The sequence below is a fragment of the Luteimonas kalidii genome (assembly GCF_029887935.1).
Classification (GTDB): domain Bacteria; phylum Pseudomonadota; class Gammaproteobacteria; order Xanthomonadales; family Xanthomonadaceae; genus Luteimonas; species Luteimonas kalidii.
Genome location: NZ_JARXRO010000011.1, coordinates 235,593 through 249,401, shown reverse-complemented (window position 1 = coordinate 249,401; position 13,809 = coordinate 235,593). Strand labels below are relative to the sequence as shown.

Here is a 13,809-nt window from a genome sequence, read left to right as displayed (position 1 = left end):
TCACTTCAGGATCTTCGCCACCACGCCGGCGCCGACCGTGCGGCCGCCCTCGCGGATCGCGAAACGCAGGCCCTCGTCCATCGCCACCGGGTTGATCAGCGACACCACCATCTTCACGTTGTCGCCCGGCATCACCATCTCGGTGCCCTCCGGCAGCGTCACCGCACCGGTGATGTCGGTCGTGCGGAAGTAGAACTGCGGGCGGTAACCCTTGAAGAACGGGGTATGACGGCCACCCTCGTCCTTCGACAGCACGTACACCTCGGCCTCGAACTCGGTATGCGGCGCGATCGAGCCGGGCTTGCACAGCACCTGGCCGCGCTCCACGTCGTCACGCTTGGTGCCGCGCAGCAGCAGGCCGGCGTTGTCGCCCGCCTGGCCCTGGTCGAGCAGCTTGCGGAACATCTCCACGCCCGTGACCGTGGTCTTCTGGGTCGGACGGATACCGACGATCTCGATTTCCTCGCCCACCTTGATCACGCCGCGCTCGATACGACCGGTCACCACCGTGCCGCGGCCCGAGATCGAGAACACGTCTTCCACCGGCATCAGGAACGGACGGTCGATGTCGCGCTCCGGCTCCGGGATCCAGCTGTCCAGCGCCTCGACCAGCTTGATGATCGCAGGCACGCCGATGTCCGACTGGTCGCCTTCCAGCGCCTTGAGCGCCGAACCGTGGATGATCGGGGTGTCGTCGCCCGGGAACTCGTACTTGCTCAGCAGCTCGCGGACTTCCATCTCCACCAGCTCCAGCAGTTCGGCGTCGTCCACCATGTCCGCCTTGTTCAGGAAGACCACGATGTACGGCACGCCCACCTGACGGGCCAGCAGGATGTGCTCGCGCGTCTGCGGCATCGGGCCGTCCGCGGCCGAGCACACCAGGATCGCACCGTCCATCTGCGCCGCACCCGTGATCATGTTCTTCACGTAGTCCGCGTGGCCCGGGCAGTCCACGTGCGCGTAATGCCGGTTCGGGGACTCGTACTCCACGTGCGCGGTCGAGATCGTGATCCCGCGCGCCTTCTCCTCAGGCGCCGCGTCGATCGCGTCGTAAGCCTTGAACTCGCCGCCGAAACGCTCCGCACCGATCTTCGTCAGCGCCGCCGTCAGCGTCGTCTTGCCGTGGTCCACGTGCCCAATCGTGCCCACGTTCACGTGGGGCTTGGTGCGCTCGAACTTACCCTTTGCCATGACTGTGACTCTCGCTGACGGTTGGTGTGACTGCTGGTGGGACGCCCGGCCGCGCCGGCCGGGCTCTCGCGGGGGCAACCCCGCTGCGGATGGTGCTCACGAATGGAATCGAACCATCGACCTCCTCCTTACCAAGGAGGTGCTCTACCGACTGAGCTACGTGAGCGAATTGTGTTGAAGCCTGTCGCGCGGGTCGGACCGGCAGCAGGGCAATGGAGCGGGAGACGGGGATCGAACCCGCACCATCAGCTTGGAAGGCTGAGGTTCTACCATTGAACTACTCCCGCGCCGCACAAACTCGAGCCTGCTTTGACGGGACTGGTGGAGGGAGGTGGATTCGAACCACCGAAGGCGTAAGCCAGCAGATTTACAGTCTGCCCCCGTTGGCCGCTTGGGTATCCCTCCGGTCGTCGCGCAAACCCGTGAAACAGCCCGTTATTTTGACCACGCGTCGAGGCGCTGTCAACGCGCGCCTGCACGGCGCCCGCTGCGGCCCGCGCGGCCGATCCGGCGACGGCCCGAACGGGGCGGCGCCCGGGCCGGTTCAGACGTTGAAGCGGAAGTGCAGTACGTCGCCTTCCTGCACACGGTACTCCTTGCCCTCCAGGCGCAGGCGTCCTGCCTCGCGCGCGCCGGCCTCGCCGCGGTAGCGGATGAAGTCGTCGTAGGCGATGGTTTCGGCGCGGATGAAGCCTTTCTCGAAATCGGTGTGGATCACCGCGGCCGCCTGCGGCGCGGTGGATCCGGCCTTCACCGTCCAGGCCCGGACTTCCTTCACCCCTGCGGTGAAGTAGGTCTGCAGGCCCAGCAGGCGGTAGGCGGCGCGGATGACCCGGTTCAGACCCGGCTCCTCGAGACCGTAGCTGGACAGCATCTCGTCGCGGTCGGCATCGTCGAGCTGGCTCAGCTCCTCCTCGATCGCGGCCGAGACCGGTACCACCTCCGCCCCCTCCCCCGCCGCCCGGGCGCGCACGGCGTCCAGGTGCGCATTGCCCTCGAAGCCGTCCTCGAGCACGTTGGCGATGTACAGCACCGGCTTCATGGTCAGCAGGAACAGCTCGCGCACCAGCGGCCGCTCGTCCTCGGCCAGCGCGACCGAGCGCGCCGGACGTCCCTGGTCGAGCGCCGCGCGCAGCCTGCCCAGCACCTCGATCCGCGCCTTGGCGTCCTTGTCGCCGCTCCTGGCCACCCGCTCGTAGCGCGCGATCGACTTGTCCACGCTGTCCAGGTCGGCCAGCGCCAGTTCGGTATCGATGGTCTCGATGTCGGCGATCGGGTCGACCCGGTTGGCGACGTGGATCACGTCGGCATGCTCGAAGCAGCGCACCACGTGCGCGATCGCGTCCACCTCGCGGATGTGGGCCAGGAACTTGTTGCCTAGGCCCTCGCCGCTGGCAGCGCCGGCGACCAGGCCGGCGATGTCGACGAACTCGACCGCCGTGGGCACGACCTTCTCGGGCTTGACGATCCCGGCCAGCGCGCCCAGGCGCGGATCCGGCACCGGGACCACGCCCACGTTCGGCTCGATGGTGCAGAACGGGAAATTCGCGGCCGCGATCCCCGCCTTGGTCAGCGCGTTGAAGAGGGTCGACTTGCCGACGTTCGGCAGGCCGACGATGCCGCATTGGATGCCCATGACGATCCGGGAGTGGGAATTCGGGAGTCGGGACTCGGGAGGCGCGCGCCTGCCGAATCCGGACTCCCCAAGCCCCTAGTCCCTGCCCGTGTGCAGCCGTTTCATCGCCTCGTTGAAATCACCGTGGACCGCCAGCGGCAGCACGTCGAGCGCGGCGTCGATGGAACGATCGATCAAGATCGCATCATCGCTGCCCGGCCGACCCAGCACCCAGCCCGTCACCCGGTCCTTGTGCCCGGGATGGCCGATGCCGATCCGGAGGCGATGGAACCGCCCGTGGCCGAGCAGCTTCATGGTGTCGCGCAGGCCGTTCTGGCCGCCGTGCCCGCCGTCGAACTTCAGCCGCGCCGTGCCCGGCGGCAGGTCGAGCTCGTCGTGCGCCAGCAGCGCCTGCTCGGGCTCGATCTTCCAGAAGCGCAGCGCCGCGGTCACGGACTTGCCGCTGAGATTCATGAACGTGGCCGGTTTGAGCAGCCACACCGCGCGTCCCGCCACTTCGGCCTTCGCCGTTTCGCCGAACAGCTTCGACTCCACGCCGAAGCGCACACCGGCCCTGTCGGCGAGCGCGTCGACGAAACGGAACCCGGCGTTGTGCCGGGTCCGCTCGTAGTCCCGGCCCGGGTTGCCCAGGCCGACGATGAGGCGCAGTCCATCCATCGGAGACAGCCCGGGCCGGGGTGGACGGAGCGCCCCCACCGACGGAACGCGCCTGCGCGCGCTGCCGTGGAGGGATCACCCGTCCGCCGTCCCGGGACGACCTTCGCTACGCGAGGATCACTTCTCGTCTTCCTTGCCGACCTTGCTGGCCGGCACGTCGCCGGAATCCTCGTCTTCCGCCGTCTCCTCGGCCTCGACGCGACCATGGCGCGCCACGACCACCGCCACGTCGTGCTCCTTGCCCAGGCGCAGCTCTGGAATCTCGACGCCCGACGGCAGCTTGAGGTCGGACAGGTGCACCGTGGTGCCCAGCTCCAGGTCCGACAGGTCGACCTCGATGTGCTCGGGAAGGTCCTTGGGCAGGCACTCGACCACGACCTCGTTGAGCTCGTGCGTCACCACCACCTCGGCAGCCTTGCCGGCCGGCGACTTGTCCTCGCCGATGAAGTGCAGCGGCACCGCGGTGCGCAGCGTCTCGCCCTCGCTCACGCGCTGGAAGTCCAGGTGCATGATCAGCTGCTTGTACGGGTGACGCTGCATGTCGCGCAGCAGCACCTTCTGGATGTCGCCACCCAGGCTCAGGTCCAGGATCGAGGAATAGAACCACTCGTTCTGGCTGGCCAGCCACACCGGCTCGTGGTCGAGCTGGATGTTGACCGGGTTCAGGTCGCCACCGTAGACGATGGCCGGGATCTTGCCCGCGCGGCGAAGGCGGCGGCTCGCACCCTTCCCTTCGTCCTCGCGGCGCTCGACCTTGATTTCATGTGTCGTTGCCATGTGTGCTTCTCTTCTTTGCGTAGTAGACCGCCTCGCGGCGGTTGGAAACGCTCACCCGCGACCAGGTGAGCGGCGGTGTCAGTCCAGGTAGAGCGAACTGACGGATTCTCCGAAGGCGACCCGGCGGATCGTCTCGGCCAGCATCTCGGCGACGCTGAGCTGGCGGATGCGGCCGCAGGCGCGGGCAGCCTCCGTCAGCGGGATGGTGTCGGTGACCACCAGTTCGTCGAGCTGGGAACGGGTGATGTTGTCGATCGCCGCGCCCGACAGCACCGGGTGGGTGCAGTAGGCGACGACCTTGTTCGCGCCATCGGCCTTGAGCGCGCCGGCGGCGGCGCACAGGGTGCCGGCGGTGTCGACGATGTCGTCGACCAGCACGCAGGTCTTGCCTTCCACGTCGCCGATGATGTTCATCACGGTGGCGACGTTCGCCTTCGGCCGGCGCTTGTCGATGATCGCCAGGTCCGCGTCGTCCAGGCGCTTGGCGATGGCCCGGGCCCGCACCACGCCGCCGACGTCGGGCGAGACCACGATCAGGTTGTCGGTGCCGTGCGCGCGCCAGATGTCGGCCAGCAGCAGCGGAGAGGCGTAGACGTTGTCGACCGGGATGTCGAAGAAGCCCTGGATCTGGTCGGCATGCAGGTCGACCGTCAGCACGCCGTCGGCACCGGCGGCCGAGAACATCTTCGCCACCAGCTTGGCGGTGATCGGCACCCGCGAGGAGCGCATGCGCCGGTCCTGGCGGGCATAGCCGAAGTACGGCACCACCGCGGTCACCGAGGCCGCCGAGGCGCGCTTGAGCGCGTCGATCAGCGCCAGCAGCTCCATCAGGTGCTCGGCCGAGGGCGCGTTGGTCGGCTGGATCACGAACACGTCCTGCCGGCGCACGTTCTCCTCGATCTCCACCTGGGCCTCGCCGTCGGAGAACGTCGACACCAGCGCCTTGCCCGGACGCACCCCCAGCTCGCGACACACCGCCTGCGCCAGCGGCCGGTTCGCGTTGCCGGAGAAGATCAACAGGTTCCGATCTTCCTTCATGGTATGGCTGCCGGAATTGGAGAGGAGGGAATGGGGATCGTGAAGCCGGAGGTGCGGGCGCCGCTGCCCGGTTCCGGAATTCCGATCACCACATGTGTCTGGCAGGGGCGGAAGGATTCGAACCTACGCATGCCGGGATCAAAACCCGGTGCCTTAACCACTTGGCGACGCCCCTGTTGTCGGGCCCGGATGCGTCGCCGGCAATCGTGATCCGGCAGGCGACGGCGCAAGGACGCCCGCTTCCAGCATCACCGATCGTGACCGGCACCCATCAGGATCCATCCGCTTCGAGCGCATCCAGCAGCGGCGAACGCGACGCACCTGCCGCGACCCAGGCCCGCAGGCCGGACGGCAGGTCCGCCAGCGCGACCTCGGCGTCTTCGCGGGTGGCGAATTCGACGAAGCAGCCACTGCCCGACCCGGTCAACCGCGGCGTGCCGATCCGCGCCAGGGCCACGAACGCCGCCTCGACGGCGGGTTCGCGGCGGCGCAGCACCAGCTCGAACGCATTGCCGAGCCCAGTTCCCGAAACGAAGTCGGATATTGTCGCGGGTGGCGCATTTCGCGTCAATTCAGGAGCTTGGAACAGCGCCGCGGTGGCCGCGTGGACCGCCGGATCGACCAGCACGTACCAGGCCGGTGCCAGGTCCACCGGGGTCAGGCGTTCGCCGACTCCCTCGGCCCAGGCGTTGCGGCCATGGACGAAGACCGGGACATCCGCGCCCAGTTCCAACCCCAGCGCCGCAAGGCCTTCGACCCCCAGATCGAGCCCCCAGCGCCGGTCCAGCACCCGCAGCACGGTGGCGGCATCGGACGATCCGCCGCCGAAACCTGCGCCTGCCGGAATCCGTTTTTCGACGGAGATGTCGGCGCCTTGGGCGACGTTGGCTGCCGCCTGGAGCCGCCGCGCGGCGCGGACCAGCAGATCGTCCGCCTCCGCCACGCCTCCGGCGGAAGCGCCGATGCGGCGGATGCGGCCGTCGTCGCGCAGCCGCACATGGACGGTGTCGCCCCAGTCCAGCAGCCGGAACACGGTCTGGAGCTCGTGGTAGCCGTCGTCGCGGCGACGCGCGATGCGCAGGAACAGGTTCAGTTTGGCGGGGGCTGGCCAGGCGCTCCAGCCGTCCGCAGGGTCGAACGACGCCATGGTCAGTCGGCGGCGTGCGGCCGGGCGCGCAACCGGACGGCCAGTGCGGCGTTGTAGGCGCGCGCGTACGCCTCGGCCCGGTGCTTGAGCGCGAGGTGCTCCTCGCCCCGCACGACATCGCCGGTGCCGTCGAGGATCCGCATCGGCACGCCATGGGCCGCACCGCCTTCCGGACCAAACCCAGGCGCGAGGCAGGCGAAGCCGCAGACACCGACCGGCCGCAGGTCGCCCGCCCGGGCGTTCGCGCGCATGTCGGCGGCCGGGTCGTCGAGCGTCAGGGCCTGCAGGCTCGCGGCCAGGCGGGCCTCAGGTGATGCGTTCGCGTCCGGTTCCGGCATTGCGTCCGGAGCCGGCCGCGTGTCGGATGGCGACGGCGCGGTGGTCGCCCCGGGGACCACGGTCCAGCCGTCGACCACCAGCCTGACCCGCGCCTGGTCGCGGCTGGCCTCGATCCGGCGCGGGAGCGACGGCTGGCCGGGGCCAGCCTCGAACCAGTCCCGGTATTCGATCGTCCAGCCCGCCTGTTCCAGGCGTGTCGGCAAGTTGCCGGCGCCGTGCACCACCCGCGCCGGCCCGTACGGCCCGGTCGGGGCGGCGACGCCGCGCACCCAGTCGACCATGGCGCGCACGGGAATCTCCCAACCGGTCGCCCCGAACAGCAGGGCTTCGACATCCGCGCCCTCGCGCGGCCCGCCTTCGACGCCTTCCAGCCGGGCCGACGCCGCGTCGCCGCTCAGGCGCCAGCCCTGCCGGGTGACCGGGGCGGAAAGGGTGAGGTCGTAGCGCTCGCCGCGCTGCACCCAGTCGAGCCGCCCGCTGCCGCCCTGGCGGGCGTTGGAGATCGCGACCCGTCCTTCCAGCGACCAGTCGACGAGCGACCCGCGCTGCGCCTCCGACTCGCGCGCGGCAGCCATGTCGACCGGGACGGGTGGGCGCTGCGGAACGGAGACGCAGCCCCCCAGCAGCAACACGCACGCGACCGCGAGGGCGTGGACGAGGCGACAGCTCATGCGCCGGTATTCTCGAGCGCGCGACGCAGCGAGCGGTTGTCCGGATCGAGCCGGCGCGCGTCGTCGAAGTACCGTTGCGCTTCGTCGCGACGCCCCAGCACCCACAGCACCTCGGCGATGTGCGCGGCGATCTCGGCGTCCTTCTGCAGGGTGTAGGCGCGTCGCAGCTCCACCAGCGCCTCCTCGCTGCGGCCGAGCCGGTAGAGCACCCAGCCGTAGCTGTCGATGATCGCGGCATTGCCCGGCTCGGCCACGCGCGCGCGGTCGATCAGTTCCAGCGCTTCGGCATAGCGGTCGGTGCGGTCGGCCAGGGTGTAGCCGAGCGCGTTGAGCGCGGCGACGTTGTCCGGGTCGGCGACCAGGATCTTGCGCAGGTCGGCCTCGGCGCGCGGGATGTCGTCGCGACGCTCCCACATCAGGGCGCGGGCGTACAGCAGCGAGGGCTCGTCGGGCCAGTCGCCCAGGCCACGCGCATAGGCCTCGCCCTCGGCCTCGAAGTCCTGGTCGCGCGCGCGCAGTTCGCCCTCCACCAGATACGCCGCGCGGCGGGCATCCTCGTTGATCGAGCCGTCCACCTGCAGCCGGTGGAGGGCGGCGTAGGCCTCGTCGCGACGGCCCAGGTCGTGCAGCACATGGGTCGCCTGCAGCCGGGCCTGCAGCCGCGCTTCGCCGCCGGGCACGCTTTCGTACCACTCCAGCGCCTCGGCGTGGCGGTCCAGGAACTCCGCCACCTGGCCCAGCAGCAGGCGGTGACCGGGTTCGGGATTGGTGGCATCGCGGCGCAGCTCGTCGTAGAGGCGCGCCAGCGACGTCTTGTCCTCTGCCTTGGCCAGCAGCGAGGCGCGCAAGGCCTGGATGCGGCGGTCCTGCGGACCCCTGGCGAGCAGCTGCTCGGCCGCGGCCGGGTCGCCGAGGGCATCGTATTCGGCGGCCATCGCCAGTCGCAGTTCCGGCACCCGCGCCGCCGTGTCGGCGGCTTCGCCCAGGGCCGCGCGCGCACCGTCCAGATCGCCAGCTTCGCGCAGCTGCGAGGCACGCAGCAGCGCCACCCGCGGCTCGCCCGGGAAACGCTCCACGATGCGGGCGATCACGCGCCGGGTGAGCTCCTCCTCGTCCAGCCTCTGGGCCAGATCGCCGAAGGCGAGCCAGGCAGGAAGCGTATCGGGTACCGCACCGTCGTCGAACAGGCGACGCATCATCTGCGCCGAGGCCGCCTGTTCGCGTGGACCGGTGGCGATCACCGCCAGCGCGTGGCGCCAGCCGGCGGGATCGGGGTCGGCCATGAGCGCCCGCAACTGCCGCTGCGCGACCCGGGTCCGGCCGGTGCGCAGCGCCAGCGTGGCCTCCGCCGCGCGCATCGCGAGCGATTCCGGCGCGCGCGCCTGCCACAGCGCCAAAGCCTGCTCGGCGGCGCGATCGTCCTGGCCCAGCAGCGCGATCCGGGTGGCGCGTTCGGCCAGCCCGGCGTCCCCGTCGCCGGCAGCGCGCGCGGCGTCCAGGTACCACCCGGCCGCCTCGTCCAGCCGACCGGCCTGGAGGGCGTACTCCCCGGCCAGGGTGGCGCCGAGCACGTCCTCGCGCAGCGGATCGCGCGCCGGCGCGGCCGCCGAATGGAGGGGAACGAGGCAGGCCAGCAGGCCGGCACCCAGCACGATCCGGCGGACGGAGTTCTGAAAAGCGGGCATCGACGTCGGCCGGGCCTTAAAATGAGGGCGTCTGAATTCCGAAAGCTTATCGCAAGCGCCTGAACGGCCACGCCGCCGGGCCCGCCAGCCACGCATGACCCTCTACGCCCTCGGCATCAACCACCAGACCGCCCCGGTCGCGCTGCGCGAGCGCGTGGCCTTCGGCGACGCCGCCGTGCCGGCGGCGCTGGCGCAGCTGCGCGAGTTGCCGGGCGTGCGCGAGGTGGCGCTGCTGTCGACCTGCAACCGCACCGAACTGTACGCGCTGGCCGATGGCGACGGCCGCCGGCTGGCCGACTGGCTGGCCACCCACCCGCGCGACCACGGCGACGACAGCCACGCCGCCTACGACCTGCACGCCTACCTCTATCGCCACGCCGGCGACGCCGCCGTGCGCCACCTGTTCCGGGTCGCCTGCGGCCTGGATTCGCTGGTACTGGGTGAGCCGCAGATCCTCGGCCAGGTCAAGCAGGCCTGGGCCATGGCGCGCAGCGCCGGGACCCTGGGCGGCGAGCTCGACCGCCTGTTCCAGCACGCCTTCGTCACCGCCAAGCGCGCGCGCACCGAAACCCGGATCGGCAGCAGCCCGGTCTCGGTGGCCTCGCTCGCGGTGCGCCTGGCGCAGGAATCGTTCGCACGGCCGGCCGATTCGGTGGTGCTGCTGGTCGGTGCGGGCGAGACCATCGAGCTGACCGCGCGCCACCTCTCGCAGGCACGGGTGAAGCGGCTGCTGGTCGCCAACCGCACCTTCTCGCACGCGCAGGAGCTGGCGGCGCGGTACGGCGCGGTGGCGCTGCCGCTGGACGAACTCGAGCGCCACCTGTTCCTGGCCGACATCGTGTTCTCCGCCACGGCCAGCCAGTCGCCGATCCTCACCCGGCCGCAGATCGCGCACGCGCTGTCGCTGCGCAAGCGGCGGCCGATGCTGCTGATGGACCTGGCGGTGCCGCGCGACATCGCCGCCGACGTCGCCGAGCTCGAAGACGCCTTCGTCTACACCGTCGACGACCTCGACCGCGTGGTCGAGCACAACCGTCGCAGCCGCAGCGAGGCGGCGCAGGATGCCGAGGCGATCATCGACCTGCAGGTGTCCCGCTACGCCGAGGCCCTGGCCTTCGGCGCGCGCAACGCGCCGCTCAAGCGGCTGCGCGCCCACGGCGAGGCGACCCGCGCCGAACTGCTGGCCCGCGCGCGCCAGCAGCTGGCCGGCGGACAGGATCCGCACGCGGTGATCGACCAGCTCGCGCATGCCCTCACCAACCGGCTGCTGCACGCGCCGACCGCCGCCATGCGCGAGGCGGTGTCCAGCGGCAACCTCGACTTCCTGCGCTCGTTCGACGAGCTGCTGCCCCCCGAACCGCGCGACGCCGATGCTGCCGACCCTGCGCCGTAAGCTGGACGCGCTGGCCGAACGCCGCGACGAACTCGAACGCCTGCTCGCCGATCCCGGGGTCGCCGGCGACCAGACGCGCTTCCGCGCCCTGTCGCGCGAGTTCGCACGGCTGGAACCGCTGGCCTCGGCGCTGGCGGACGAGCGTCAGGCGCAGGCGGACCTCGCGGCGGCCGAGGCCATGCGCGGCGATCCGGAACTGCGCGAACTGGCCGAGGAAGAGATCGCCGCGGCCGACGCCCGTCTGGCCGACCTGGATGCGGCGCTGATGGCGCAGCTGGTCCCGCGCGACGCCCGCGACGAGGGCGGCCTGTACCTGGAGATCCGCGCCGGCACCGGCGGCGACGAGGCGGCGATCTTCGCCGGCGACCTGCTGCGCATGTACACGCGCTATGCCGAACGCCAGGGCTGGCGGGTGGAGGTCGAATCGGCCAGCCCGGGCGAGCACGGCGGCTTCAGAGAGGCGATCGCGCGGGTCGAGGGCGAAGGCGCCTACGCGCGGCTGAAGTTCGAGTCGGGCACCCACCGCGTGCAGCGCGTGCCCGAGACCGAATCGCAGGGGCGCATCCATACCTCGGCCGCGACGGTGGCGATCATCCCGGTCGAGGAGGACGGCGAGCCGGTCGAGATCAATCCGGCCGACCTGAAGGTCGACACCTTCCGCTCCTCCGGCGCCGGCGGCCAGCACGTCAACAAGACCGATTCGGCGATCCGCATCACCCACCTGCCCAGCGGCGTCGTGGTGGAGTCGCAGACCGAGCGCAGCCAGCACGCCAACCGCGACAAGGCGATGAAGCGCCTGCGCGCCATGCTCGCCGAGGCCGAGGCCGAACGCCGCACCGCGGCCACCGCCGCCAGCCGCAAGCTGCAGGTCGGCAGCGGCGACCGCAGCCAGCGCATCCGCACCTACAACTATCCGCAGGGCCGCATCACCGACCATCGGGTCGAGGGACTGACCCTGTACGACCTGCCGAACGTGCTCGAGGGCCAGCTCGACGCGCTGGTCGAGCGCCTGTCGCGCGAGCACCAGGCCGACGCGCTGGCGCAACTGACCCGGGACACCTGACCGATGAGCGCCACCATCACCGCCGCGCAGCCGGCCGACCTCGACGCGCTCGCCGCGCTGTTCGACGCCTACCGCCAGTTCTATGGCCAGGCGTCCGATGTTCCCGCCGCGCGAGAATGGCTGCGCAGCCGCCTGCGCTTCGGCGAATCGAAGGTGCTGGTGGCGCGCCAGGGCGCCGCGGCCGTGGGCTTCGCCCAGCTCTATCCGATGTTTTCTTCGGTGCGCATGGCGCGCACCTGGATCCTCAACGACCTGTTCGTGCTGCCCGCCACGCGGCGCCAGGGCGTCGCCCGCGCGCTGCTGGACGCGGCCGCCGCCTTCGCCCGCGCGGACGGCGCTGCGGGCATCCAGCTCGAGACCGGGCGCGACAACGCCGCGGCCCGCGCCACCTACCGCGCCGCCGGCTGGCGCGAGGACGCGACCCAATGGTACTCGCTGTCGCTGGCCTGAGCGCCACTTCCCCATGTCGGGACGCCCGGCGGTGACCGGCGCCGGCGATCCGCGCGCGCAGTCCCGCGCCGCGGTGCAGCGCGAGCCCGGCAATGCCTTCGCCTGGATCCTGCTCGCCGATGCCGAGGTCGAGGCCGGCGACGCGCGGGCCTGCATCGCCGCCGCGCGGCGCGCGCTCCAGCTGGCGCCGGGACATCCGGAGGCGCTGGCGCGGCTGGGGCGCGCGCAGTGGATGCTCGGCCGACATGCCGACGCCGCCGCGAGCCTGCGCGAGGCGGCGCGCCATGCGCCCCGGCATGTCGGCATCGCCGTGTGGCTGGCGCACGTGCTGGAAGACACCGGTGAGGCCGAAGCGGCAAACGAGGCCTACGCCCGCGCGCATGCGCTGATGCCCGACTCTGCCGGGATCGCGGCCTACCTGCTGGCATGGCGCCGCAGGCTGTGCGACTGGCGCGGGCTGGATGCGCTGTCCGCACAGGTACGCGCCGCAGTGGCCGCAGGCGAACCGGCGATCGAGCCCTTCGCCTTCCTGAGCGAAGACGCGTCGCCCGCCGAACAGCTGCGCTGCGCACGCCTGCGTGCCGCGGGGCTCGCACGGGCGGTGCGTCCGCTGCCACCGCCACCATCGCGCGCCCCGGGGCCGCTGCGGCTGGGCTTCATGTCCAACGGATTCGGCGCCCATCCGACCGGACTGCTGACGGTGGCGTTCTTCGAAGCGCTGCGCGCGCAGCCGGACGTCGAGGCGCATCTGTTCGCACTCGCCGACGACGATGGCAGCACGATCGCGCACCGGCTGCGCGCCGTCGCACGCTGGCACGACCTGGCCGGCATGCACCACGCCCGGGCCGCGCAGGGAGTACGCGCCGCGAGCATCGACGTGCTGTTCGACCTGCGCGGCTGGGGCGGCGGCGGCCGGCCTGAGGTGCTGGCGATGCGGCCGGCGCCGGTGCAGGTGAACTGGCTGGCGTACCCCGGCACCAGTGGCGCGCCCTGGATCGACCATGTCGTCGCCGACCGCTTCGTCCTGCCCGAAGCGCTGGCGCCGCATTTCTCCGAACAGGTGGCGTGGCTGCCGCGCTGCTTCCAGCCGTCCGACACCTCGCGCGCCCTGCCCGCGCCGCCCGCGCGTGACGGGTGCGGCCTGCCGGACGATGCCACCGTGCTGTGCTGTTTCAACAACAGCTACAAGCTCAATCCCGCCAGCGTCGCGCGCCTGCTGGCGGTGCTGCGCGGCGCACCCGGGAGCGTGCTGTGGCTACTGTCCGGGCCGGGCGGTTCCGATGCGCGCCTGCGCGACGTGGCCCGGGCCGCGGGCGTCGATCCCGCGCGACTGGTGTTCATGGCCAAGCAGCCGCACCCGGACTACATGGCCCGGCTGCAGCTGGCCGACCTGTTCCTCGACACCCATCCCTACAACGCGCACACCACCGCATCGGATGCGCTGTGGGCCGGATGCCCGGTGCTCACCTGCCCGGGCGATACGTTCGCCTCGCGCGTGGCCGGCAGCCTCAACCACCACCTCGGCCTGCACGAGATGAATGTCGACAGCGACGAGGCGTTCGTCGCGCGCGCCATCGGGCTGGCGCAGGACGCGGACGCGCGAAGCGCCCTGCGCAGGCGCCTGGCCGATGCGCGCGCGCACTCCGGCCTGTTCGACATGGCGGGATTCGCGCGCGACTTCGCGGCGCTGGCGCACGGGCTCGCCGCATCCGCCGCGCCGCGCCCCGGCGCCTGAGCAACCACCCGCTGCCGCCGCCCGGCA

Annotated in this window: 12 protein-coding genes and 4 tRNA genes; 4 read left to right on the top strand and 12 right to left on the bottom strand. The window is 71.4% G+C overall.

Annotated features, from left to right (window positions below; genetic code table 11):
* From tuf to QFW81_RS04470, 12 genes are all read right to left on the bottom strand, one after another.
* Nucleotides 1-1,191, bottom strand: coding sequence for an elongation factor Tu (gene tuf, locus QFW81_RS04525; protein ID WP_280577385.1), 1,191 nt, complete (start codon nucleotides 1,189-1,191; stop codon nucleotides 1-3).
* Nucleotides 1,192-1,281: 90 nt separating this feature from the next.
* Nucleotides 1,282-1,357: transfer RNA gene (locus tag QFW81_RS04520), tRNA-Thr, on the bottom strand.
* A 47-nt stretch (nucleotides 1,358-1,404) separates the two neighbouring features.
* A tRNA-Gly gene (locus tag QFW81_RS04515) sits at nucleotides 1,405-1,478 on the bottom strand.
* A gap of 32 nt (nucleotides 1,479-1,510) precedes the next feature.
* Nucleotides 1,511-1,596: transfer RNA gene (locus QFW81_RS04510), tRNA-Tyr, on the bottom strand.
* 139 nt (nucleotides 1,597-1,735) lie between these two features.
* Nucleotides 1,736-2,827, bottom strand: a complete 1,092-nt coding sequence (gene ychF / locus QFW81_RS04505; RefSeq protein ID WP_280577383.1) for a redox-regulated ATPase YchF — start codon at nucleotides 2,825-2,827, stop codon at nucleotides 1,736-1,738.
* A gap of 75 nt (nucleotides 2,828-2,902) precedes the next feature.
* Nucleotides 2,903-3,484, bottom strand: coding sequence for an aminoacyl-tRNA hydrolase (gene pth, locus QFW81_RS04500; protein ID WP_280577382.1), 582 nt, complete (start codon nucleotides 3,482-3,484; stop codon nucleotides 2,903-2,905).
* Between the two features lie 117 nt (nucleotides 3,485-3,601).
* Nucleotides 3,602-4,261 (bottom strand): 50S ribosomal protein L25/general stress protein Ctc, encoded by a 660-nt coding sequence (locus tag QFW81_RS04495; protein WP_280577380.1) that lies wholly within the window; start codon nucleotides 4,259-4,261, stop codon nucleotides 3,602-3,604.
* Nucleotides 4,262-4,339: 78 nt separating this feature from the next.
* A complete protein-coding gene (locus tag QFW81_RS04490) occupies nucleotides 4,340-5,299 on the bottom strand; it encodes a ribose-phosphate diphosphokinase (RefSeq protein WP_280577379.1) in 960 nt (319 codons plus the stop codon).
* A 99-nt stretch (nucleotides 5,300-5,398) separates the two neighbouring features.
* Nucleotides 5,399-5,474 (bottom strand) — tRNA-Gln (locus tag QFW81_RS04485).
* 96 nt (nucleotides 5,475-5,570) lie between these two features.
* Nucleotides 5,571-6,446: a 4-(cytidine 5'-diphospho)-2-C-methyl-D-erythritol kinase gene (ispE, locus tag QFW81_RS04480; protein WP_280577378.1), complete on the bottom strand. Its 876-nt coding sequence runs from the start codon at nucleotides 6,444-6,446 to the stop codon at nucleotides 5,571-5,573.
* Between the two features lie 2 nt (nucleotides 6,447-6,448).
* A complete protein-coding gene (gene lolB / locus QFW81_RS17725; protein ID WP_425603971.1) occupies nucleotides 6,449-7,456 on the bottom strand; it encodes a lipoprotein insertase outer membrane protein LolB in 1,008 nt (335 codons plus the stop codon).
* Nucleotides 7,453-9,141: a tetratricopeptide repeat protein gene (locus QFW81_RS04470; protein ID WP_280577377.1), complete on the bottom strand. Its 1,689-nt coding sequence runs from the start codon at nucleotides 9,139-9,141 to the stop codon at nucleotides 7,453-7,455. The genes lolB and QFW81_RS04470 overlap by 4 nt, the downstream gene beginning before the upstream one ends.
* 94 nt (nucleotides 9,142-9,235) lie before the next feature.
* Between QFW81_RS04470 and hemA the strand changes: the two genes are divergently transcribed.
* Genes hemA through QFW81_RS04450 form a run of 4 tightly spaced genes read left to right on the top strand, consistent with a single transcriptional unit; the run spans nucleotide 9,236 to nucleotide 13,782 of the window.
* On the top strand, nucleotides 9,236-10,534 hold the full coding sequence (gene hemA, locus QFW81_RS04465; protein WP_280577376.1) for a glutamyl-tRNA reductase: 1,299 nt from the start codon (nucleotides 9,236-9,238) through the stop codon (nucleotides 10,532-10,534).
* Nucleotides 10,512-11,597, top strand: a complete 1,086-nt coding sequence (gene prfA, locus QFW81_RS04460) for a peptide chain release factor 1 (protein WP_280577375.1) — start codon at nucleotides 10,512-10,514, stop codon at nucleotides 11,595-11,597. Before hemA ends, prfA begins: the two co-directional genes overlap by 23 nt.
* Nucleotides 11,598-11,600: 3 nt before the next feature.
* A complete protein-coding gene (locus QFW81_RS04455; protein ID WP_280577374.1) occupies nucleotides 11,601-12,047 on the top strand; it encodes a GNAT family N-acetyltransferase in 447 nt (148 codons plus the stop codon).
* 13 nt (nucleotides 12,048-12,060) lie between these two features.
* Nucleotides 12,061-13,782: an O-linked N-acetylglucosamine transferase, SPINDLY family protein gene (locus QFW81_RS04450; protein ID WP_280577373.1), complete on the top strand. Its 1,722-nt coding sequence runs from the start codon at nucleotides 12,061-12,063 to the stop codon at nucleotides 13,780-13,782.
* Nucleotides 13,783-13,809: the final 27 nt, after the last annotated feature.

Excerpts from the sequence above, each read along its gene's own strand:
- ispE (WP_280577378.1), bottom strand. The coding sequence starts at position 6,446 with ATGGCGTCGTTCGACCCTGCGGACGGCTGGAGCGCCTGGCCAGCCCCC.
- hemA (WP_280577376.1), top strand. The coding sequence starts at position 9,236 with ATGACCCTCTACGCCCTCGGCATCAACCACCAGACCGCCCCGGTCGCG.
- QFW81_RS04455 (WP_280577374.1), top strand. The coding sequence starts at position 11,601 with ATGAGCGCCACCATCACCGCCGCGCAGCCGGCCGACCTCGACGCGCTC.
- tuf (WP_280577385.1), bottom strand. The coding sequence starts at position 1,191 with ATGGCAAAGGGTAAGTTCGAGCGCACCAAGCCCCACGTGAACGTGGGC.
- QFW81_RS04450 (WP_280577373.1), top strand. The coding sequence starts at position 12,061 with ATGTCGGGACGCCCGGCGGTGACCGGCGCCGGCGATCCGCGCGCGCAG.
- lolB (WP_425603971.1), bottom strand. The coding sequence starts at position 7,456 with ATGAGCTGTCGCCTCGTCCACGCCCTCGCGGTCGCGTGCGTGTTGCTG.
- ychF (WP_280577383.1), bottom strand. The coding sequence starts at position 2,827 with ATGGGCATCCAATGCGGCATCGTCGGCCTGCCGAACGTCGGCAAGTCG.
- pth (WP_280577382.1), bottom strand. The coding sequence starts at position 3,484 with ATGGATGGACTGCGCCTCATCGTCGGCCTGGGCAACCCGGGCCGGGAC.
- prfA (WP_280577375.1), top strand. The coding sequence starts at position 10,512 with ATGCTGCCGACCCTGCGCCGTAAGCTGGACGCGCTGGCCGAACGCCGC.
- QFW81_RS04490 (WP_280577379.1), bottom strand. The coding sequence starts at position 5,299 with ATGAAGGAAGATCGGAACCTGTTGATCTTCTCCGGCAACGCGAACCGG.
- QFW81_RS04470 (WP_280577377.1), bottom strand. The coding sequence starts at position 9,141 with ATGCCCGCTTTTCAGAACTCCGTCCGCCGGATCGTGCTGGGTGCCGGC.
- QFW81_RS04495 (WP_280577380.1), bottom strand. The coding sequence starts at position 4,261 with ATGGCAACGACACATGAAATCAAGGTCGAGCGCCGCGAGGACGAAGGG.